The organism is Microbacterium sp. cf332, from assembly GCF_900102175.1.
Lineage (GTDB): Bacteria > Actinomycetota > Actinomycetes > Actinomycetales > Microbacteriaceae > Microbacterium.
In genome coordinates, this window is the sequence record NZ_FNKN01000001.1 from 1,098,147 (window position 1) to 1,117,728 (window position 19,582).

The window sequence follows — 19,582 nt, forward strand, 5'->3', positions numbered from 1 at the left end:
TCGTGTGCTCGGTCGTTCGTGAGCTCAGTCGGCCGGGATCAGGGTGTACTTCGTGGACAGGTACTCGTGGATTCCCTCGAGCCCGCCCTCGCGTCCGATACCCGACTGCTTGACCCCTCCGAACGGGGCCGCGGCATTCGAGACGACCCCGACGTTGAGCCCCATCATGCCGGTCTCGAGCCGGTCGATCATCCGGTGGCCCCGGGCGAGGTCCCGGGTGAAGACGTACGAGACCAGTCCGTACTCGGTGTCGTTCGCGAGTCGCACCGCCTCGTCCTCGTCGGCGAAGGTCGCGATGGCGAGCACGGGCCCGAAGATCTCCTCGCGGAGGATGTCACTGCCCGCAGCGACTTCGGTGACCACGGTCGGCTCGAAGAAGGTGCCCTCGCCGTCGATCGCCGAGCCGCCGGTGCGCACCGTGGCGCCCCGCGCGACCGCGTCGTCGACGAGTGCGCCCGTCTTGGCGACGGCCTTCTCGTCGATGAGCGGTCCGATCTGCACGCCGTCCTCGGTGCCGCGGCCGATCCGCATCGCCGAGACGCGCTCGGTGAGCCGGTCGGCGAACTCGTCGGCGACCGACTCGTGCACGATGAAGCGGTTGGCCGCCGTGCACGCCTGCCCGATGTTCCGGAACTTCGCGAGCATGGCGCCCTCGACGGCCGAATCGAGGTCGGCGTCGTCGAACACGACGAAGGGCGCGTTGCCGCCGAGCTCCATTGACACCCGCAGCACGCCCTCCGCGGCCTGTTCGATGAGTTTGCGACCGACCGGCGTGGACCCCGTGAACGAGAGCTTGCGCAGCCGCGGGTCGGCGATGATCGGGGCGGCGACCTCGCTCGCGCGCGTCGCGTTCACGATGTTCACCACGCCCGCCGGCAGGCCGGCCTCCTGCAGGATCTGCACGAACAGCGTCGTCGTCAGCGGCGTGAGTGCCGCCGGCTTCACGACGACGGTGCACCCGGCGGCGAGGGCGGGGGCGATCTTGCGCGTGGCCATCGCCAGCGGGAAGTTCCACGGCGTGATGAAGAACGAGGGGCCGACGGGCCGCTGCGAGACGACCATCCGACCGGTGCCCTCGGGGTTCAGGCCGTAGCGTCCCGTGATGCGCACCGCCTCCTCGCTGAACCACCGCAGGAACTCGCCGCCGTAGCCCACTTCGCCGCGCGCCTCGGCGAGGGGCTTGCCCATCTCGAGGGTCATCAGCAGCGCCAGGTCCTCCTTGCGCTCCTGCACGAGGTCGAACGCGCGGCGGAGGATGTCGCTGCGGACCCGCGGAGCGGTGGCGGCCCACGCTTCCTGAGCGGCGACGGCCGCGTCGAGGGCACGGATGCCGTCGGCCGGGGACGCGTCGGCGATCTCGATCAGCGTCCGGCCCGTCGAGGGATCGGTGACCGCGAACGTCGCGCCGCCCTCCGCGTCCACCCACTCGCCGCCGATGAAGAGCCCTCGCTCGATTCCCGCCAGCAGTCGTGTCTCGTCCTCGTGCGTCATCGCGCCACTCCTCTCGAGCGCCGGCTGACCGGCGCGTCCTTGGTCAAAGTCTCGCCCCGGAAGAACGCGGGGCGCCTCACGGCCTGCCACACCATCACGACGACACCGACGAGGATGACCCCGACGCCGAGGATGAACACCAGGCCCACGCCGCCGACCTGCGAGCCGCTGCCGTAGGCCGGGTCCATCGTGTCGATGAGGGTCGTGACGAACAGCACCGCGAGGATCACGCCGCCCACGAGCGGGAACAGGAACGTGAAGAAGACGTTCCGCACCGAGTCGAACCACTGCTTGCGGAAGTACCAGACGCAGGCGAACGCGGTGAGGCCGTAGTAGAAGCAGATCATCATGCCGAGCGCGAGGATCGTGTCCCACAGCACGTTCTCGCTGACGATGCGCATCACGACGTAGAACCCCGAGGCGACGACGGCCGAGACGATCGTGGCGTAACCGGGCGTGAAGAACCGCGGGCTGACCTTGGCGAACTTTTCGGGCAGGGCGCCGTAGTGGCCCATGGCCAGCAGGGTGCGGGCCGGTCCGACGAAGGTCGACTGCAGCGACGAGGCCGAGCTCGTGAGCACCGCGAGCGAGACGAGGAACGCCAGCGGGCCGAGGATCGGGCCCGACAGGTGGAAGAAGACGTTCTCCTGGATGTCCTCGTTGCCGAGGCCCAGCTCTCCCGTGCCGACGCCGGCGAACATGATCATCGCGATCGCGAGCAGCAGGTAGAGGGCGACGATCATGACGACCGTGATGGTGGCCGCCCGGCCGGGCGTGCGCTCGGGGTCCTTCGTCTCCTCGTTCATCGTCAGGGTCACGTCCCACCCCCAGAAGATGAAGATCGACAGCGACAGACCCGCGGCGAACGCGCTGAACGTCGGCACCGCGAACGGGTTGAACCACGACCAGTCGAAGGCCGTCGCGTCGAACGCGTTGCCCGAGACGGCCTCGACGATGGCGGCGACCGCGAACAGCACGAGCACCACCACCTGGAAGGCGACGAGCCCGTACTGGAGCTTCTGCGTCGTCTGCATGTCGCGGTACGAGATGTAGGTCGCGCCGGCGACGAACAGCACGCACACGAGGACGTTGATCCAGACGATCGACGCGAGCCCGGCGATCGACTCCTGCCCCGTCAGCTGGGCAATGAGCAGGAAGAGGAAATCGACCGCTACCCCCGCGAGGTTGGACAGCACGAGGATGGTCGCGGCGACGAGTCCCCAGCCCGCCATCCAGCCGATCCACGGGCCGAAGGCGCGCGTCGCCCAGGTGAAGCTCGTGCCCGAGTCGGGCATCCGGTTGTTGAGCTCGCGATAGCCGAACGCGACGAGCAGCATCGGGATGAACCCGACGAGCACGATCGCGGGCACCTGCGTGCCCACGACGGACGCTGTCGGGCCCACGGCCGCCGTGAACGTGTAGGCGGGCGCGATGCACGAGATGCCGATGACGACGGCGCCGATGAGGCCGACCGTCCCCGCGCTCAGGCCCTTGCGGGAGATACCTCCGGTGACGGGGTCGCCCGCGGGCACGCCTGTCTCGTCTGCACGGGTCATGCGCTCGCTCCTTCGCGCTCGCTGCGGGTGCGGGGCACCACGATCATGGGGGCGGTCACGACGCGCAGCATCCGCGCGGCCGTCGAGCCGAGGAAGAGACGGCGCGGCTGAGCAAGACGGCTCGACCCGACGAGCACGACCTCGCCCGCCTCCCACTCCAGGTGCGAGGCGGCGTCTTCGATCCCCTCACCCGCCGCGACCACGGCCGACACGTCGGTCTCGGCGGGAAGCGCCGAGCGGACCTCGTCGAGCACCTCCTGCGCGTGGGTCTCTCCCACCGTGCGGATCGCACCGGTGTCGAGGCCCGCGGGCAGGTCGAGGGCGACCAGCGACAGCAGTCGCACGGGGGTCGAGACGGCGGCGGCCAGGCGGATCGTCTCCGCCACGAGCAGCTCGGTCCCCTCGCGCTCCCCCACGGCCGCCGTGAGGCGCGTGATGCCGGTCTCCGCGGGCACGCGACGAGCGCCGCGGGGCACGAGCGCGACGGGCACGTCGGAGGAGTGCACGAGCTCGGTCGTCGTCGTGCCGAGGCGGTGCCGCCCGCGATGACCGCCGTCGGCAGCGCCGACGACGATGAGCGAGGCTCCGAGCTCGTCGGCGGTGTCGACGAGTCCCGCCGCGACGGACTCGCCGTAGCGGACATGCGCCCGGTGCGGGATGCCGTCGGGCACCCCCTCGGCGCCCTCCCGCAGCCAGCCCGCAGCCTGCTCGCGCAGCAGGCGCTCGTAGCCGGCGTCGGGCGGCACGACACCCGGCTTCTGGGCGGGCAGCACGAGCACGAGGTGCAGGGATGCCGCCGACGCCGACGCGAGACGACTCGCGAAGGCCACGGCATCCCGTCCCGCCTTCGTCGCGGTGTACCCCACGACGATGCGGTCGGCCGATGCCGAGGCGCTCATGCCCGGTCCGCGGCGAGGATCTCGTCGGCGACGCGGTGGCCCATCCGGATCGCGCCGTCGACGTGCTGGTAGCCGAGCCCCGCGAGGTCGCTGCAGGCGACGTGGAGCGGCGCGACGAGCTCGAGCTGCTCGGCGCCGTACCGGGTCAGACCACCGAGGTCGAAGCTCGCGGCGTAGGCGCCGCGCGTCCACTCCTCGCTGCCCCAGTCGCTCTCGTAGTACACGACCGGGTTCTTCGCCTCGGGACCGTAGTAGTGCGACAGCGACTCGAGGATGCGCTCGCGCCGCTCGTCGGCGGAGAGACGGAAGAGGTCGTCGGCGTTCTGGTCGGACACGAAGCCGACGAGGGTGCCGCGCTCGTCGCCGTGGTTGGTGTTGTCGTACGCCTCGTGGGCGAGTTCGTACGGGCTGAAGGCCGTGCCCGACAGTCCCTGTTCGCGCCAGAACGGCCGGTCGTAGACGGCGTGCACCTTGATGACGAAGCCCATCGAGAAGTGCTGGTGCATCTGGTGCTTCAGGCGCGGCAGAGGCGGCGAGAACGAGATGCGGTTGTAGAGCACGGGGGCCAGCGCGAGCACGACGTGACGCGCGCGAACCGTCAGCTCGTCGGTGCGGACGACGGCACCGGAGCCGGAGTACTCGATCGAGCGCACCGGCTGCTCGAGCAGCACGTCCTCACCGAGGCGTTCGGCGAGTCGGAGCGGCACCCGCTGCAGACCGCCCACGACGCGCTTGTCGAGGATGAAGTCCGCGTCGACCAGGTGCGAGTACGACCCCGCCGAGGCGGCCATGAGCAGCGACTGGAGCAGCGAGAAGGTGTGCGTCGGCTTGGTCAGCATGGCCGATCCCGTCGCGAAGGCGAGGTTGCGCACGGCCTCGTCGTCGTCGGTCTGCTCGCGCAGCCAGGCGTCCCACGAGATGCGGTCCCACTCGGCCGCCTTCTCGTGCGCCCACGGGCGGTCGGGGTCGATCTCGGCGACCATGGCATCGAGGCGCGCGGTGATCTCGTCGATGACGCGCTCGGTCTCGGGGGCGACCGGGAACATCTCGCCCGTGAAGCGCCTCGCCTCGCCGTCCGCGCCGACGTACACACTGTCCCCCTCGCGGTAGCGCGAGTAGGTGTCGAGTCCGAGGTCGGCGAGGGTCTCGATGAGCGCGTGCTGGTCGGGTGAGACCCACTGCCCGCCGAGCTCGAGCAGGGCACCGTCGATCTCGTCGGTCCACAGCCGTCCGCCGACGCGGTCGCGGGCCTCGAGCACGACGACCGACAGGCCGGCCTTGCGCAGATCGTTGGCCGCGGTCAGCCCGGCCGCGCCGGCTCCGACGATCGCGACGTCACGGGTGATCTCAGTCATTTCCGACTCCTTCGTTGGCAGAACCCGAGACCGGGACGACACTCTCCCGGTCGAGCCGACGCGCGCGGAGGTTGCGACGCACGAGCGGCCAGAACACCAGTAGTACACCGGTCGCGATCAGACTCGTCCACACCTGCGATCGGCCCGACTCCGTCGTGAGCATGACGACCACGACGGCCGCGATCGCGACGACGAGGAGGATGTTGAGCCACGGGTGCAGCCACATCTTCAGCTTGAGCGCGGCGACCTCGTCGGGCGTCATCCGCTGCCGGAGCCGCATCTGCGTGAGGGCGATGAACACGTACACGAACAGGGCGACGAGGCCCGCCGAGTTCATGATGAAGTCGAAGATGCCCGAGCCGGGGGCGATGAAGTTCACGAGGGTGGCGATGAGCCCGCCGATCGTGGATGCCAGCAGCGCCATGATCGGCACGCCGTTGCGCGACTTCTTCGCGACCGCCTTCGGCGCGAAGCCCTTCTCGGCGAGGGCCGAGAACATCCGCGAGGCCGAGTAGAGGCCCGAGTTCAGCACCGAGATGACGGCCGTGAAGATCACCAGCTGCATGATGACGTCCGCGCCGGGGATGCCGAACCGCGAGAGCGCGACGGTGAACGGCGCGTTCGCGACGTCCGTCGGCGCGGGCAGCTCGTCCCAGGGCACGACGGCGACGATCACGAGGACCGAGCCCACGAAGAACAGCAGGATGCGCCAGATGATGGTGCTGGTGGCCTGCTTGATGCCCTTGGCTGGGTCGACCGACTCGGCCGAGGCCATGACGGCGATCTCGGTTCCGAAGTACGAGAAGATCACCAGCGCGACCCCCGTGAACGCGACGCCGATGCCGTTGGGGGCGAACCCGCCGTGCTCCCAGAGGTTCGGGACGGCGAAGGTCGCGTCGGGCCACAGCCCGAGGGCGAAGAGGATGCCCGCGCCGAGGAACACGACGATCGCGAGGACCTTGATGCTCGCGAGCCAGAACTCGACCTCGCCGAAGGTCCGCACCGAGATGACGTTGGTGCCGACGAACACGGCGAGCAGGACGAGCGACCACGCCCACGACGGCACGGCGGGGAACCAGGTGTGCATCGTCTCGCCGCCGAGCACCGCTTCGTAGGCGAGCACACCGACCCAGAAGTACCAGTACAGCCACCCGACGAGGTAGGCCGCCCAGTCGCCGAGACCCACCCGGGCGTACTCCATGAACGAGCCGATGGCGGGACGCGAAGCCGCCATCTCGCCGAGCATCCGCATCGCCAGGAAGACGAGCAGACCGCCGATGAGATACGACACCACGGCGGCGGGCCCCACGGTGCGGATCACGTTGCCGGAGCCGACGAACAGGCTCGCGCCGATGATCCCCCCGAGGGTGATCATCGTGACGTGACGGGAGCGCAGCTTGTTCGAGCGCGCCTTCGTCACCGCCCCGAGCCCGGCGGACGTCTCGGGCGAGACCGGGTTCTCCCAGCCGCTGGAGCTCGGGGCGGCCACGCTCAGAGCCGTCCGAGCGCGGCGGCGACGACGTCGAGGCCCTCGTGGAGCAGCTCGTCGCCGATCGAGAGCGGCGGCAGGAACCGGATGACGTTGCCGTAGGTGCCGCACGTGAGCACGATGACGCCCTCGGCGATGCAGGCCTTTGCGACGGCGGACGTGAGCGCCGCGTCGGGCGCGCCGGTCGTCGGGTCGACGAACTCCGCGGCGATCATGGCACCCAGACCGCGCACGTCGCCGACGCGGGGGTCGCTCTCGCGGAGCGCGGTCAGCCGCCCCGTCAGGAGCGAGCCGATCTCCTGAGCGCGCTCGATCAGGCCGTCGTTCTCGAACGCGTCGATCGAGGCGAGCGCGGCGGCGCAGGCGACCGGGTTGCCGCCGTACGTGCCGCCCAGCCCGCCGGGGTGAGAGGCGTCCATGAGGTCGGCGCGACCGGTCACGGCAGCGAGCGGCAGGCCCGCGGCGATGCCCTTCGCGGTCGTGATGAGGTCGGGGACGATGCCGAAGTGCTCGCTGGCGAACATGGCGCCGGTGCGGGCGAACCCGGTCTGCACCTCGTCGGCGATGAAGACGACCCCGTTCTCGCGGCACCAGTCCGCGACCGCAGGCAGGAAGCCGTCGGCGGGAACGATGAAGCCACCCTCGCCCTGGATGGGCTCGATGATGACGGCCGCCAGGTTGTCGGCTCCGATCTGCTTCTCGATCTGCGAGATCGCCCGGGCCGCGGCATCCGGACCCGAGAGTCCGTCGCGGAACGGATACGACAGCGGAGCGCGGTAGACCTCGGGCGCGAAGGGTCCGAAGCCGCTCTTGTAGGGCATCGACTTCGCCGTCAGTGCCATCGTGAGGTTGGTGCGACCGTGGTAACCGTGGTCGAACGCGACGACCGCGGAGCGGCCGGTCGCCTTGCGGGCGATCTTCACGGCGTTCTCGACGGCCTCGGCGCCCGAGTTGAACAGGGCCGTCTTCTTCTCGTGGTCGCCGGGGGTCAGCCGGTTCAGCGCCTCGGCGACCGCGACGTACGACTCGTACGGCGAGATCATGAAGCAGGTGTGCGTGAACTGCGCCACCTGCGCCTGCACGGCCGCGACGACAGCGGGGTGCGCGTTGCCGACCGAGGTGACCGCGATACCCGAGCCGAGGTCGATGAGGGAGTTCCCGTCGGCATCGACGACGACGCCCCCGCCCGCGGCGACAGCGTGGATCGGGGCGGTGTGCCCTACTCCCGCGGGAACGGCGGCGGCCTTGCGGGCCAGCAGCTCCTCCGAACGGGGTCCGGGGATCGCGGTGACGACGCGGCGCTCCTGCGGGAGGGTCGGGCCGCCGAGGGGGATGGTCGGCGTCGGAGTCGAGGTGCTCATCCCGCGACAGTAAGACGGCTTTCCCCCGGCTCGCATTCGCCGGGCTGTACAGTGAGTGCACCTCTTATCGACGCGTCGTACAGGATGCCGATGCCCGCTGCCGCCGCCGCCCCGCCCACGATCCGCGCTCTCCTCGCGCGTCGCGAGCTCGACCTGCACCTCGCGACGCCGGCCGACGACGCTGCGCTCGATCTGCCGGTGCGGTGGGTGCACAGCTCGGACCTCGCCGACCCCACGCCCTTCCTTTCCGAGGAGGTGGTGCTGCTCACGACGGGCACGCAGTTCGCCGGCGATGCCGGAGCGGATGCCGACGACGCGGCGATCGGGTACGTCCGGCGCCTGCGCGACCGCGGCGTGCGGGGGCTCGGCTTCGGCACCGAAGTCGTACGCGACGGCATCCCCGATCCGCTGCGAGCCGCGTGCGTATCCGTCGGCATGCCCCTGTTCGAGGTGCCCTACCGGACGCCCTTCATCGCCGTCGCGCGCGCGGCGGCCGAGGCCATCGCGGCTCAGGCCTACGCGCGGCGCAGCTGGGCGCTCGACGCCCAACGCTCCCTCGCGCTCGCGGCGCTGCGTCCCGACGGCTTCGACGCGACCCTCGCCGAGCTGGCACGCCAGCTGGACGCGTGGGTCGGACTCTACGACGCGTCGGGAGCCCGCACCCACGCTCACGCAGCACCGGGATGGGCGGCGGACGACGAGCTCCGACGCGCGGTCGACGACGAGGCCGCGGCGCTGCTGAGGCGCGGCGGCGGCACCGGGGCGGCGATGCGTCTGGCCGGACGCCCGGTCACCCTGCAGACCCTCGGTTCGGGCGGACAGCGCGGTGTGCTGGTGACCGCCGGCGCCGAGCTCGACCAGGACGCCCGCGCGGTCGTCACGGCCGTGGTCGCCACGACGGGGCTCGCCCTGGAGCAGCGGCGGATGACGGCGGGGGCGTGGAGCCGGCTGCGCGCCGCCCTCGTGGACCTGATGGTCGAGGGTCACCTGGGGCTCGCGCGCGACGTCGCGACGGACGCGTGGGGTGGCTTTCCGGCCGCGCCGTACACCGTGGCCGTCGCGGACGCCCTCGCGCCGACCGGGTCGCGCGAGCTGCTCGATCACCACGCCGCGACGGGCCGGCTCTTCTACGGTCGCGACGCGGACGGCGTCCTCCTGATCGTCTCGGCGGCCGACCGCACGATGCTCGACGAGATCGCCGGGCGACTCACCTGGCGGCTCGGCACCGCGGCGGCGCCCGCCGACCCCGACCTGCCGGCCGCCCGCGATCGCGCCCGTCTCGCCCGCGATCGCGGCCTGCCGGGCGCGGCGACCGACGTCGCGGACGCGCCGGGCGACCTGCTCGACGACCTCGCGACAGCATCCGCCCGGGCACGCGCCGGGGCCGAGCTCGTCGCGCTCCGCAATCATGACGCCCGGCACGGCACGGCTCTCGAGGCCACGCTCGCCGCCTGGCTCGACCACGACGGCGCGCACGAGGCCACGGCCCGCGCGCTCGGCGTGCACCGGCACACGGTGCGCACGCGCATCGCCCTCGCCCAGCGCCTGCTCGGCCGCGACCTGTCGACCTTCGCCGATCGCGCCGCCGTCTGGACCGCGCTGCGCCTCTCCCCCTGACCCCATCCCCACCCCCCAGCCCAGCCCCATCCCCCTCCGTCGACTCGCCACAAATGGTGGGTCCCACCCCCGCCGCATCCGCAGTTCGTGGCGACTCGACGGGGTCCGCGCGGATCAGGACGGGGCGTGCGCCTCGAGGAACGCATACAGGTCGGTCGTGTCGACGCCCGGGAAGGCGCCCGTCGGCAGGGTCGCGAGCAGCGTCCGGGGCGTCTTGACGTTCGGCCACGCAGACGTCCGCCACCGTTCCTCGAGCTCGACCGGCGCGCGCCGGCAGCAGACGTCGACCGAGTGTCGCGACACGCCGCGGTGGGCCGTGTCGCGTCCGAGGAACCACTTCGTGTCGTCGAAGCGCACACCGACGCTGATCGAGTGCGCGCCCTCGCTCGAGTGCTCGACCCGGGCGGTGCACCAGTAGGTCCCGTTCGCCGTATCGGTGTACTGGTAATAGGGGTTGAAGCGGTCGTCGACCTCGAACACCGCCCGACTCGTCCACTCGCGGCAGCACAGCTGCCCCTCGATCGCGCCCAGGCGGTCGGTCGGGAAGTCGACGTCGTCGTTCTCGTACGCCTTGGTGATGGTGCCCGACTCGTGGACCTTGAGGAAGTGCACCGGGATGCCGAGGTGCTGCGTCGCGAGATTGGTGAAGCGGTGCGCTGCTGTCTCGTACGAGACGGAGTAGGCGTCGCGCAGATCCTCGATCGAGATCGCACGCCGCTCCTTCGCCTCGCGCAGCGCCGGCGCGGCATCCGACTCGGGGATCAGCAGCGCTCCGGTCAGGTAGTTGGTCTCGACGCGCTGACGCAGGAACTCGTCGTAGCTGGTCGGCTCGGTGTGGCCGAGGATGCGGCTCGACAGCGCCTGCAGCACCGCGGTGCGCGGGTCGGCCGGGCCGGCCCCCGACAGCCGGCTCGACAGGTAGAGCCGCCCGTGGGCGAGGTCGGCCACGCTGCGGGTCGTCTGCGGCAGATCCGCGACGTGGTGGATGCTGAAACCGAGGTGGGCGGCGATGTCGCTCGCGGTGCGCTGCGTGACGGGCCCGCCGGGATGTCCGACGGCCGCGAGAAGCTCGCGCGCCTGGCGCTCGAGGTCAGGGAAGTGGTTGTCCTGCTTCCGCATGAGCCGCCGGAGGGCGATGTTCGCGCGGCGAGCCTCCTCGGGGGTCGCCGCGCGCTCGTCGTGCAGCCGCTCGATCTCGCCCTGCAAAGCGAGGAGCGCACGAAGCGCCTCGTCGGGCACCGCGCGCGGGATGCGGAACGGCGTGATCCCGGCGCTGCGGAACGTCGGACCCGCCATGGCCCGCGCGACCTCGATCTCGAGCGCCGCTCGAGGATCGAGCTCTTCGGACTCGAGGAGGGCGTCGAGCGACGAGCCGAGCGCACGCGCGATCGTCCGCAGCAGCGACAGCTTGGGTTCGCGTCGACCGTTCTCGATCATGGAGAGCTGGCTCGGAGCGCGACCGACGGCAGCTGCGAGGTCGTCGAGGGTCATCCCCCGCCCGGTACGGATCTGCCGGATGCGGCGACCGATCGTGAAGGCGTCCATGTCCTCATCGTCGGGCGCCGGGCCTCCGGCGGCGACGGCATCCTCGCGCGTCATGGCGGGATTCTGTCACGAAAGCAGAAGATCGCTCGATCTTCTCTGCGGATGCGCCGGGAGCACGCCGACAAGTTCGCCCACAGTGGTCTCCACGACGGGCAGAGCAGCCCGTTCCGACGAAGGAGACCGAGATGACCACGATTCCCGCTCCGGGTCCGCTGCGGCCCGGCGACCAGATCCAGACCGCCGCCGAGCTCGAGGAGCTGTGGCGGAGCGACCCCCGGTGGGACGGCATCGAGCGCACCTTCAGCGCCGACGACGTCATCCGGCTCCGGGGCTCCGTGCGCGAGGACGCCACCCTCGCACGACGCGGCGCGGAGTCGCTGTGGAACCTGCTGCACACCGAGGAGTACGTCCGCGCGCTCGGCGCATACACGGGCGGCCAGGCCGTGCAGCAGGTGCGCGCGGGTCTGAAGGCGATCTACCTCTCGGGCTGGCAGGTCGCGGCCGACGCCAACCTCGCGGGCCAGACCTACCCCGATCAGAGCCTCTACCCCGCCAACTCGGTGCCCGCCGTCGTCCGGCGCGTCACCAACGCGCTGCTCCGGCAGGACCAGATCGAGCATGCCGAGGGCAGCCGCACGCGCGACTGGCTCGCCCCGATCGTCGCGGACGGCGAGGCGGGGTTCGGCGGACCGCTGAACGCCTACGAGCTCGCGGCATCCCTCATCGCCGCGGGCGCCGCCGGCACCCACTGGGAGGACCAGCTCGCGAGCGAGAAGAAGTGCGGCCACCTCGGCGGCAAGGTGCTCGTGCCCACCGCGCAGCACATCCGCACGCTCAACGCCGCGCGCCTGGCGGGGGATGTCGCGGGCGTCCCGGCGATCGTGATCGCCCGCACCGACGCGCTCGGCGCCGACCTCATCACGAGCGACGTCGACGAGCGCGACCGCCCCTTCCTCACCGGCGAGCGCACGAGTGAGGGCTTCCACCGCACGCGCCCCGGGATCGACGCCGTCATCGCACGCGGTCTCGCGTTCGCGCCGTACGCCGATCTGCTGTGGGTCGAGACCGGCGAGCCCGACATCGAGCTCGCCCGCGAGTTCGCGGCGGCCGTCCACGCCGAGCATCCCGGCAAGCTGCTCGCCTACAACTGCTCGCCGAGCTTCAACTGGAGGCGGCACCTCAGCGACGCGCAGATCGCGACGTTCCAGGCCGAGCTGGCCGAGCTGGGGTACCGGTTCCAGTTCATCACCCTCGCCGGATTCCACGCCGTGAACCACTCGATGTTCGAACTCGCCCGGGGCTACGCCGACCGGGCCATGAGCGCGTACGTCGAGCTGCAGCAGGCGGAGTTCGACGCCGAGGCTCACGGCTACACCGCGACGCGCCACCAGCGCGAAGCCGGCACCGGCTACTTCGACGCCCTCTCGACGGCGCTCAACCCCGACAGCGCCACCCTCGCCCTGGCCGGATCGACCGAGGCATCCCAGTTCTGACCCATCCCCACCTCGTCGACTCGCCCGAAAACGCCGATCCGGAGCCCTCTGCATCCGCAACTTCTGGCGAGTCGACGGGAGAGACCCAGGAGACGAGACCATGACCATCGCAGACACCACGGCAGAGACACACACGCAGACCCGGCGACGCAGCTGGACGGGACCCGTCGCCGTGCAGGCGCACGAACCCGCCCTCGCCGTGCGCGGCGACATGCACTCGCGATTCGACGAGATCCTCACCCCCGACGCGCTCGACTTCGTCGCCGCGCTGCACGACCGGTTCGCGGGTCGACGCCACGACCGCCTCGCCGACCGGATGCGGCGCCGCTTCGAGATCGGCAACGGTGCCGACCCGTCGTTCCGCAGCGACACCGCGCACATCCGCGACGACGACTCGTGGCGGGTCGCGGGCGCCGGACCCGGCCTCGAGGACCGCCGTGTCGAGATCACGGGGCCCACCGACCCCAAGATGACGATCAACGCGCTGAACTCGGGGGCCCGGGTGTGGCTCGCCGATCAGGAGGACGCCACCTCGCCGACCTGGCGGAACGTCATCGGCGGGCAGCTGTCCCTGCGCGACGCGATCCGCGGCGAGCTCGAGCACACCGGTCCCGACGGGCGGCGCTACGCCGTCACCGCCGAGCGCACCCCGACGATCGTCATGCGCCCGCGGGGCTGGCACCTCACCGAGAAGCACCTCGCCTGGACCGACCGCACCGGTCGCACGCTCGACGCCTCGGGGTCACTGGTCGACTTCGGGCTGTATGCGTTCCACAACGCGGTGCGTCTGGTCGACGACGGCCGCGGGCCGTACTTCTACCTCGCCAAGCTCGAGTCGAGCGCCGAGGCGCAGCTGTGGGACGACGTCTTCTCGTTCACCGAGCGACGGCTGGGACTGGCCCACGGCACCATCCGGGCGACCGTGCTGATCGAGACGCTTCCCGCGGCGTTCGAGATGGACGAGATCCTCTTCGCGCTCCGCGACCACTGCGCGGGCCTGAACGCCGGGCGCTGGGACTACATCTTCTCGATGATCAAGAACTACCGCGGCCGCGGGGCGCGGTTCGTGCTGCCCGACCGCAGCGCGGTGACCATGACCGTGCCGTTCATGCGCGCGTACACCGAGCTGCTCGTCAAGACCTGCCACCGCCGGGGCGCGCACGCGATCGGCGGGATGAGCGCGTTCATCCCCAACCGTCGCGATCCCGAGATCACTCGGGCCGCGTTCGAGAAGGTCGCCGCAGACAAGCGGCGCGAGGCGGGCGACGGCTTCGACGGCACGTGGGTCGCGCACCCCGACCTCATCCCCGTTGCGCGGGCAGAGTTCGACGCCGTACTCGGCGACCGCCCCAACCAGCTCGATCGGCGCCGCGACGACGTCGAGGTGGCAGCATCCGAGCTCATCGACTGCCACATCGGACTGCCGATCACCACAGCCGGTGTGCGCGCCAACGTGTCGGTAGCGGTGCGCTACCTCGAGGCCTGGCTGCGCGGCATCGGGGCCGTGGCGATCGACGACCTCATGGAGGATGCGGCGACCGCCGAGATCAGCCGCTCGCAGATCTGGCAGTGGATCCACCAGGACCGGACGACGGACGACGGGACGCCGATCACCCGCGCCTGGGTCGACGGCCTCGTCGAGGATGTGCTGGCCGAGACCGAGCGCCGGGACGGCGATCGCTTCGACGACGCTGCGGCCCTGTTCCGCGAGGTCGCCCTGGGTGCGGAGTTCCCCGCCTTCCTGACGCTCCCCGCCTACGCGAAGTACCTCTGAGGCCCCTCTCCCCTCCGTCGACTCGCCACGAACTGCGGGTCCGGCACCCACCGCATCCGCCTTTCCTGGCGAGTCGACGGGTGGGGGGTGGGGGCTTCAGCGGGGCGGGAGGAGGAGGAGGGGGATGAGGCCGGCGGGGGCGCGACGGGCTTGGAAGTCGGTGCCGACGATGCGCTGGCAGCCGTCGAGCTCGACCGTCAGCGGAGGGTGGGACTCCTCCGGCGCGGAGGCGATGCGCGGGTGCACCACGACGAATCGCGACGCCGTCTCGGCGCAGTGCGCACCGCCCGGGGGTGCGGCTGCGGCCATGAGCACGGCACCGGCGGATGCGGCGTCGAGCGAGAACACCCCGTCGAAGACGCCGCCCTCGCCCATGACGACCGGCGTCCCGGCGTCGGCGTCCGCGTCGGGGGCGTCGGGGGCGTCAGCTCGATAGACGCAGACCCGGGCTCCGGTCACACCGTCGAGCGGTGACGAGCCGGGCGAGGTCCCTCCGAAGAGCTCGAGCGGGGCCACCCCCGCACGCGTTGCACAGCCCGCCTCTGTCGCCTCGCGCAGTTCGATCCGCTCGGCGCCCGAGAACGTGCGGTCGATGACGTCGAGGCGAGCCAGGGCAGCGAGCGCCTCCTCTTCCTTCGGCCCGCCGCACGCGGTCAGCGGGAACGACAGCGGCACGAAACGGCCCGCCGCATCGGTTGCCCAGAGTGGGCGGAAACCATACGCGACGGCGGAGCAGACCGCCGCGGGGCCGGGATCGCTGGGCGCGCCCATCGCGTCGAGGAACTCGGTGAGGTCGCCCTCGTAGCGCACCACCTCGGCCCCCGCGATGACACCGTCGGCGTCCTCGCGCGTCACGCCGCCCGCGCACTCCACGACGGCGACGGCGTCGAAGTCCTCGGGCACGAGGCCGGCGCCGGGAAGGGGGTCGGGTATCAGACCGGGACACGACATCGTGTCGGACACCGTCGCGACCTCACGGATAGGCGCAGGCCCGAGCGGCACAGACGCGCACCCGGCAAGCACGAGCACGAGCGCCGTCGCCGCACACGTCGCCGCACCCGCAGCCAGAATCGTCCGCACCCGCATCCGCACCCGCTCGTCCCTCCGGCACTCCACCTCTCCCCCACGCTATGACGCACCTCCATCCCGCGGGTGACGACGGCATAACGATCGTCGACTCGCCACGAACTGTGGATCGGGCACCCACCGCATCCGCATTTCCTGGCGAGTCGACGGGTTGGGGGTGGGGGTGGGGGCAGGGTCAGGCGGGCGGGAGGAGGCCGCGCTCGAGCGCGAGGGTGACGGCACGGGTGCGGCTGTCGACGCCGAGCTTGTCGTAGACGCGCAGCAGATGCGTCTTGACCGTCGACTCGCCGATCCCCAGCTGCACGGCGATCTGCCGGTTGCCGTGCCCGGCTGCGACGAGGCGCAGCACGTCGGTCTCGCGTGGAGTGAGGGCGGATGCGGGCGGCTCGGGCCGCCGCATCCGTTCGACCAGACGCACGGCGACGGCGGGCGACAGCGCCGACTGTCCCGCCGCGACCGACCGGATGCCGGCGACGATCTCCTCGCGCGGCGCCGCCTTCAGCAGATACCCGCTCGCCCCGGCCTCGATCGCCGCGAGGATCTGATCGTCGCTCTCGTACGTCGTCAGGATCAGCACCCGAGGCGTCGACGCCTCGGCGCGGTCGGAGATGATGCGGGCGGTCGCGGCGACGCCGTCGAGCACGGGCATGCGGAGATCCATCAACACGACGTCTGGCCGCGTCTGCGCGACGAGCTGCGCGGCCTGTTCGCCGTCGGCAGCCTCCGCGACGACGGCGAAGCCCGGCTCGTCGGCCAGCAGACCCGCGAGCCCCGCACGCACGATGGGATGGTCGTCGACGATGAGCAGCCGGATCATGCGGGCAGCGCCTCGCGTCCGGATGCGAGCGCCGCCGCTGCCGGAAGCCGTACGGTCAGCGTCGTTCCCGCGCCCGCCGTCGCGGCGACCTCGACCGAGCCGCCGGCGAGCGCCACCCGCTCGCGCATCCCGTCGAGTCCGTACCCAGTGCGCGGCGACCCCGGATCGAACCCGCGCCCGTCGTCGTGCACCTCGAGGCGCAGCCAGCCGTCGTCGTCCCGCGCCAGGCCGACGTCGACCCGGGCGGCGCCGGCATGCTTGCGGACATTGGCCAACGCCTCCTGCATGCAGCGCAGCACCACCACCTGCGTCTCGCGGCCGATGGTCTCATCCCCCGCCGCTCCGGCAGGTGCCGGCGCTGCCGTCGACAGTGTGTCGACGACCGCGATCGCCAATCCCGTGTCGGCGCGGAAACGCTCGACCAGACGCTCGACCGCCGCCCCCAGTGCGGGATCGCCCGGAACCGCCGCGGTGCGCGCGACGATCGCTCGGGCCTCGCCGAGAGCTTCGCGCGCGGCGGCCTCGAGCCGCTCGGCGGCCTCGGCGGCGCCCTCGGCATCGCCGCCGCGCGAGCGCCTGCCCGCCTGCTCCGCGAGCATCACCAACCCCGCGAGGGTCTGTGCGAGCGTGTCGTGGATCTCGCGGGCCAGGTGCTCACGCTCGGCGGATGCCCCCCGGTCGCGGTTGAGCGCTTCGACCTGCTGCTGCGCCTCAGACAGTTCCGCGAGCAGTCGGGCCCGCTCCTGCCCGTACTCGGCGATGGCGGTGATCCACCAGCCCATCGCGATCGAGAACGCCACCGAGAGCACCGCGACGGCAAGTGCCTCGACGACAGCGTCGAGGGCGAACACGAAGCCGCCCGCATAGCCGACGAACATGCCGACACCGACGACGACTGACCCCGAGACGCCATCGCGGCGCGCGGGCGCGAAGATCCAGACGAGCGGATACGCGATCACCTGCATCGTCGCGAGCGACGGATCGGCGAAGGTCATCACCGCCAGCCCGACGAAGGCGATCGCCAGGAAGGCCCGGAACCGCCGGGCGTCCTCCGCACCGGCCGACGGACGTGCCACGACGTAGGCGGCGACGAGCAGGCCGAGCCCGGCCGCACCCCACGGCAGACGCTCCGCGGCGGAGCCGGCGGCGCCGCGACCGCTGAGGGCTCCGAGGACGAGGATGCCGATGCCGAGCGCCACGACGGCGGCGACGGCGACATCCACCCATCTGCGACTGATCACGAGTCCATCCTGCCGGTGCGTGGCCCGCGTCAGCGGATGCGGGAACGGATGCGCGCCGACGCGAGCACCGTGAAGACGACCGCGACCGCGATGAGCATGACCACCGCGACCCCGACCGGAACCGTCGCCGTACCCACCTGGAGGTCGAGCCCGTAGACGCGGGCGAGCTCGTCCACGGCGCCCGGTGCGTCGCCGGCGAGCCGGTCGAGCGGCCCCGCCGCGAACTCGCGTCGGACGAGCATCGCCGACTGCGCGAAGGGCAGCACGCCGACGGCATCCCGCACCGCGTCGGGGAACGATCCGACGGGGATGTAGGCGCCGGCGACGAAACCGGTGAGGGTCCCCACGAGCGTCGAGAGACCGGAGTACGACCCGCTCGTGCGCAGGAACGACACGACGAACGCCCACAGGGCCGTGTACGCCGCGACCGACAGCACGGTCCACAGCACGATCCGCGCGATCTGCCCGGTGTCCGGGAGGGTGCCGCCGGTGGCGGCGAGGTAGCCGAGGGCCACGGCGAGCACGATGAGGGTCGTGATCAGTCCGATCACGAATGCCGAGCCGAGGTAGCCGAGCACGAGCTGCGCCCGGTGCACCGGGGAGACGAGGAAGTCGCGGAACCGACCGGTCGCGGCGTCCTCGACGAAGGTCGAGAGCGCGCCGAGCGGCGTCGTGACCGCCGCGACCGCGACGACGCCGGCGAACATCCAGGAGTCGACGAAGTCGCGCGCTGCGTCGCCGTCGAAGCCGGGCGTCGCCGCGAGCGAGTCGACCTGCATCTGCCCGAGGAACAGCGCGTACAGCAGGAACACGACGAGCGCGCCGGTCAACGAGAAGAACACCCCGAGCGGGTCGCGGTAGAACAGCCGGAGGTTGCGGCCGACATAGGCGCGTACGGTTCTCATCGCGACTCCTCCCCCGCGCCGGCCCGCCCGGTGAGCGCGAGGAAGACGTCGTCCATGCGTCCGTGACGGAACTCGAAGTCGAGCACCGCGTCGCCCCGTTCGGTCAGGATCCGGCGCGCCTCCGTGGCGTCCGCCACAGCGATCCGCTCGTCTCCGCCGGCGGTGACGAGCGACAGGACGCTGGAGCTGTAGCGCGCCCGCAACTGCGCCGGTGTGCCGTCGGCGACGATGCGTCCGCGATCGATGATGCACACCTGGTCGGCCTCCTCCGTCTCCTCCAGGTAATGGGTCGTGAGGAAGACGGTGAGTCCCGCGCGCTCGCGGAGCTCGTGGATCGTGCGCCACACCATCTGACGGCTCGCGGGGTCGAGACCCGTCGTCGGCTCGTCGAGGAAGACGATCTCGGGATCGTGGAGCAGCGCCCGCGCGATGTCGGCGCGACGACGCTGCCCGCCCGACAGCCGTCCGTAGCGACGGTCGACGAAGTCGCGCAGATCGATGATCTCGGCGAGATGATCGATGCGGTCCCGGATGGCCGCCGTCGAGCCGAGGTAGGGCCGCGCACGCACCGCGAGGTTCTCGCGGACGGTGAGTGCGGCGTCGAGGAGGGAGTCCTGGAACACGACCCCGATCGCCCGCCGCACGGCATCGCCGTCGGTGAGCACGTCGTGGCCCGCGACCTCGAGCGAGCCGGCATCCGGCTGGATGACGGTCGTCAGGGCGCCGATCGTCGTCGACTTGCCCGCACCGTTGGTCCCCAGGAAGGCGAAGACGCCGCCCGCCGGCACATCGAAGCTCACGTCGTCGACGGCGGTCAGGTCGCCGTAGCGCTTGGTCAGGCCGCGCACTACGGTCGGTGCGCTCGCTCTCGTGGTCATGCCTCCAGCGTGCACGAGGGGCGGCCCGCACGGCAGAGGTCATCCGGTCGATCCGTCGTCCACCGATCGGTGGAC

Annotated in this window: 15 protein-coding genes; 3 read left to right on the forward strand and 12 right to left on the reverse strand. The window is 71.5% G+C overall.

What is annotated here, in order from left to right; genetic code table 11:
* Window positions 1–24: 24 nt before the first annotated feature.
* Genes BLT21_RS05245 through gabT form a run of 6 tightly spaced genes read right to left on the reverse strand, consistent with a single transcriptional unit; the run spans window position 25 to window position 8,151 of the window.
* Window positions 25–1,491, reverse strand: a complete 1,467-nt coding sequence (locus BLT21_RS05245; RefSeq protein WP_091500106.1) for an NAD-dependent succinate-semialdehyde dehydrogenase — start codon at window positions 1,489–1,491, stop codon at window positions 25–27.
* Complete coding sequence (locus tag BLT21_RS05250; protein ID WP_091500108.1) at window positions 1,488–3,047, reverse strand: APC family permease; 1,560 nt, start codon at window positions 3,045–3,047, stop codon at window positions 1,488–1,490. Before BLT21_RS05250 ends, BLT21_RS05245 begins: the two co-directional genes overlap by 4 nt.
* Window positions 3,044–3,946, reverse strand: coding sequence for a universal stress protein (locus BLT21_RS05255; RefSeq protein ID WP_091500110.1), 903 nt, complete (start codon window positions 3,944–3,946; stop codon window positions 3,044–3,046). Before BLT21_RS05255 ends, BLT21_RS05250 begins: the two co-directional genes overlap by 4 nt.
* Window positions 3,943–5,301 (reverse strand): flavin monoamine oxidase family protein, encoded by a 1,359-nt coding sequence (locus BLT21_RS05260; protein ID WP_091500112.1) that lies wholly within the window; start codon window positions 5,299–5,301, stop codon window positions 3,943–3,945. The genes BLT21_RS05255 and BLT21_RS05260 overlap by 4 nt, the downstream gene beginning before the upstream one ends.
* The gene (locus BLT21_RS05265) at window positions 5,294–6,790 is read right to left on the reverse strand and encodes an amino acid permease (RefSeq protein ID WP_091500114.1); all 1,497 of its coding nucleotides are present in this window, start codon (window positions 6,788–6,790) and stop codon (window positions 5,294–5,296) included. Before BLT21_RS05265 ends, BLT21_RS05260 begins: the two co-directional genes overlap by 8 nt.
* Before the next feature lie 2 nt (window positions 6,791–6,792).
* A complete protein-coding gene (gene gabT / locus BLT21_RS05270) occupies window positions 6,793–8,151 on the reverse strand; it encodes a 4-aminobutyrate--2-oxoglutarate transaminase (RefSeq protein WP_176786815.1) in 1,359 nt (452 codons plus the stop codon).
* A 90-nt stretch (window positions 8,152–8,241) separates the two neighbouring features.
* Here gabT and BLT21_RS05275 point away from each other — a divergent pair, with 90 nt between their 5' ends.
* Window positions 8,242–9,768 carry a PucR family transcriptional regulator gene (locus BLT21_RS05275; RefSeq protein WP_091500120.1) on the forward strand — a complete coding sequence of 509 codons (1,527 nt, stop codon included), beginning with the start codon at window positions 8,242–8,244 and terminating at the stop codon, window positions 9,766–9,768.
* A gap of 114 nt (window positions 9,769–9,882) precedes the next feature.
* Here BLT21_RS05275 and BLT21_RS05280 read toward each other — a convergent pair whose 3' ends face one another.
* Window positions 9,883–11,367 (reverse strand): helix-turn-helix transcriptional regulator, encoded by a 1,485-nt coding sequence (locus BLT21_RS05280; protein ID WP_371113420.1) that lies wholly within the window; start codon window positions 11,365–11,367, stop codon window positions 9,883–9,885.
* Window positions 11,368–11,498: 131 nt separating this feature from the next.
* Here BLT21_RS05280 and aceA point away from each other — a divergent pair, with 131 nt between their 5' ends.
* Window positions 11,499–12,806, forward strand: a complete 1,308-nt coding sequence (aceA, locus tag BLT21_RS05285) for an isocitrate lyase (protein WP_091500122.1) — start codon at window positions 11,499–11,501, stop codon at window positions 12,804–12,806.
* 211 nt (window positions 12,807–13,017) lie between these two features.
* Window positions 13,018–14,580 (forward strand): malate synthase A, encoded by a 1,563-nt coding sequence (gene aceB, locus BLT21_RS05290; RefSeq protein ID WP_256335969.1) that lies wholly within the window; start codon window positions 13,018–13,020, stop codon window positions 14,578–14,580.
* 96 nt (window positions 14,581–14,676) lie between these two features.
* Here aceB and BLT21_RS05295 read toward each other — a convergent pair whose 3' ends face one another.
* The 5 genes from BLT21_RS05295 to BLT21_RS05315 all read right to left on the reverse strand — a co-directional run bounded on the left by BLT21_RS05295 (window position 14,677) and on the right by BLT21_RS05315 (window position 19,507).
* Window positions 14,677–15,543 (reverse strand): hypothetical protein, encoded by an 867-nt coding sequence (locus tag BLT21_RS05295; protein WP_143024941.1) that lies wholly within the window; start codon window positions 15,541–15,543, stop codon window positions 14,677–14,679.
* 298 nt (window positions 15,544–15,841) lie between these two features.
* Window positions 15,842–16,483, reverse strand: a complete 642-nt coding sequence (locus BLT21_RS05300) for a response regulator (RefSeq protein WP_091500130.1) — start codon at window positions 16,481–16,483, stop codon at window positions 15,842–15,844.
* Window positions 16,480–17,724 (reverse strand): sensor histidine kinase, encoded by a 1,245-nt coding sequence (locus BLT21_RS05305; RefSeq protein WP_143024942.1) that lies wholly within the window; start codon window positions 17,722–17,724, stop codon window positions 16,480–16,482. Before BLT21_RS05305 ends, BLT21_RS05300 begins: the two co-directional genes overlap by 4 nt.
* Window positions 17,725–17,753: 29 nt before the next feature.
* Entirely contained in the window at window positions 17,754–18,629 is an 876-nt protein-coding gene (locus BLT21_RS05310) for an ABC transporter permease (protein ID WP_091500135.1), read from the reverse strand.
* Window positions 18,626–19,507 (reverse strand): ABC transporter ATP-binding protein, encoded by an 882-nt coding sequence (locus BLT21_RS05315; protein ID WP_091500138.1) that lies wholly within the window; start codon window positions 19,505–19,507, stop codon window positions 18,626–18,628. Before BLT21_RS05315 ends, BLT21_RS05310 begins: the two co-directional genes overlap by 4 nt.
* Window positions 19,508–19,582: the final 75 nt, after the last annotated feature.

What these genes read in the sequence shown, in the direction of transcription:
- BLT21_RS05245 (WP_091500106.1), bottom strand. Translation starts at nt 1,491, where the DNA reads ATGACGCACGAGGACGAGACACGACTGCTGGCGGGAATCGAGCGAGGG.
- BLT21_RS05250 (WP_091500108.1), bottom strand. Translation starts at nt 3,047, where the DNA reads ATGACCCGTGCAGACGAGACAGGCGTGCCCGCGGGCGACCCCGTCACC.
- BLT21_RS05255 (WP_091500110.1), bottom strand. Translation starts at nt 3,946, where the DNA reads ATGAGCGCCTCGGCATCGGCCGACCGCATCGTCGTGGGGTACACCGCG.
- BLT21_RS05260 (WP_091500112.1), bottom strand. Translation starts at nt 5,301, where the DNA reads ATGACTGAGATCACCCGTGACGTCGCGATCGTCGGAGCCGGCGCGGCC.
- gabT (WP_176786815.1), bottom strand. Translation starts at nt 8,151, where the DNA reads ATGAGCACCTCGACTCCGACGCCGACCATCCCCCTCGGCGGCCCGACC.
- BLT21_RS05275 (WP_091500120.1), top strand. Translation starts at nt 8,242, where the DNA reads ATGCCCGCTGCCGCCGCCGCCCCGCCCACGATCCGCGCTCTCCTCGCG.
- BLT21_RS05280 (WP_371113420.1), bottom strand. Translation starts at nt 11,367, where the DNA reads ATGACGCGCGAGGATGCCGTCGCCGCCGGAGGCCCGGCGCCCGACGAT.
- aceA (WP_091500122.1), top strand. Translation starts at nt 11,499, where the DNA reads ATGACCACGATTCCCGCTCCGGGTCCGCTGCGGCCCGGCGACCAGATC.
- aceB (WP_256335969.1), top strand. Translation starts at nt 13,018, where the DNA reads ATGCACTCGCGATTCGACGAGATCCTCACCCCCGACGCGCTCGACTTC.
- BLT21_RS05300 (WP_091500130.1), bottom strand. Translation starts at nt 16,483, where the DNA reads ATGATCCGGCTGCTCATCGTCGACGACCATCCCATCGTGCGTGCGGGG.
- BLT21_RS05310 (WP_091500135.1), bottom strand. Translation starts at nt 18,629, where the DNA reads ATGAGAACCGTACGCGCCTATGTCGGCCGCAACCTCCGGCTGTTCTAC.
- BLT21_RS05315 (WP_091500138.1), bottom strand. Translation starts at nt 19,507, where the DNA reads ATGACCACGAGAGCGAGCGCACCGACCGTAGTGCGCGGCCTGACCAAG.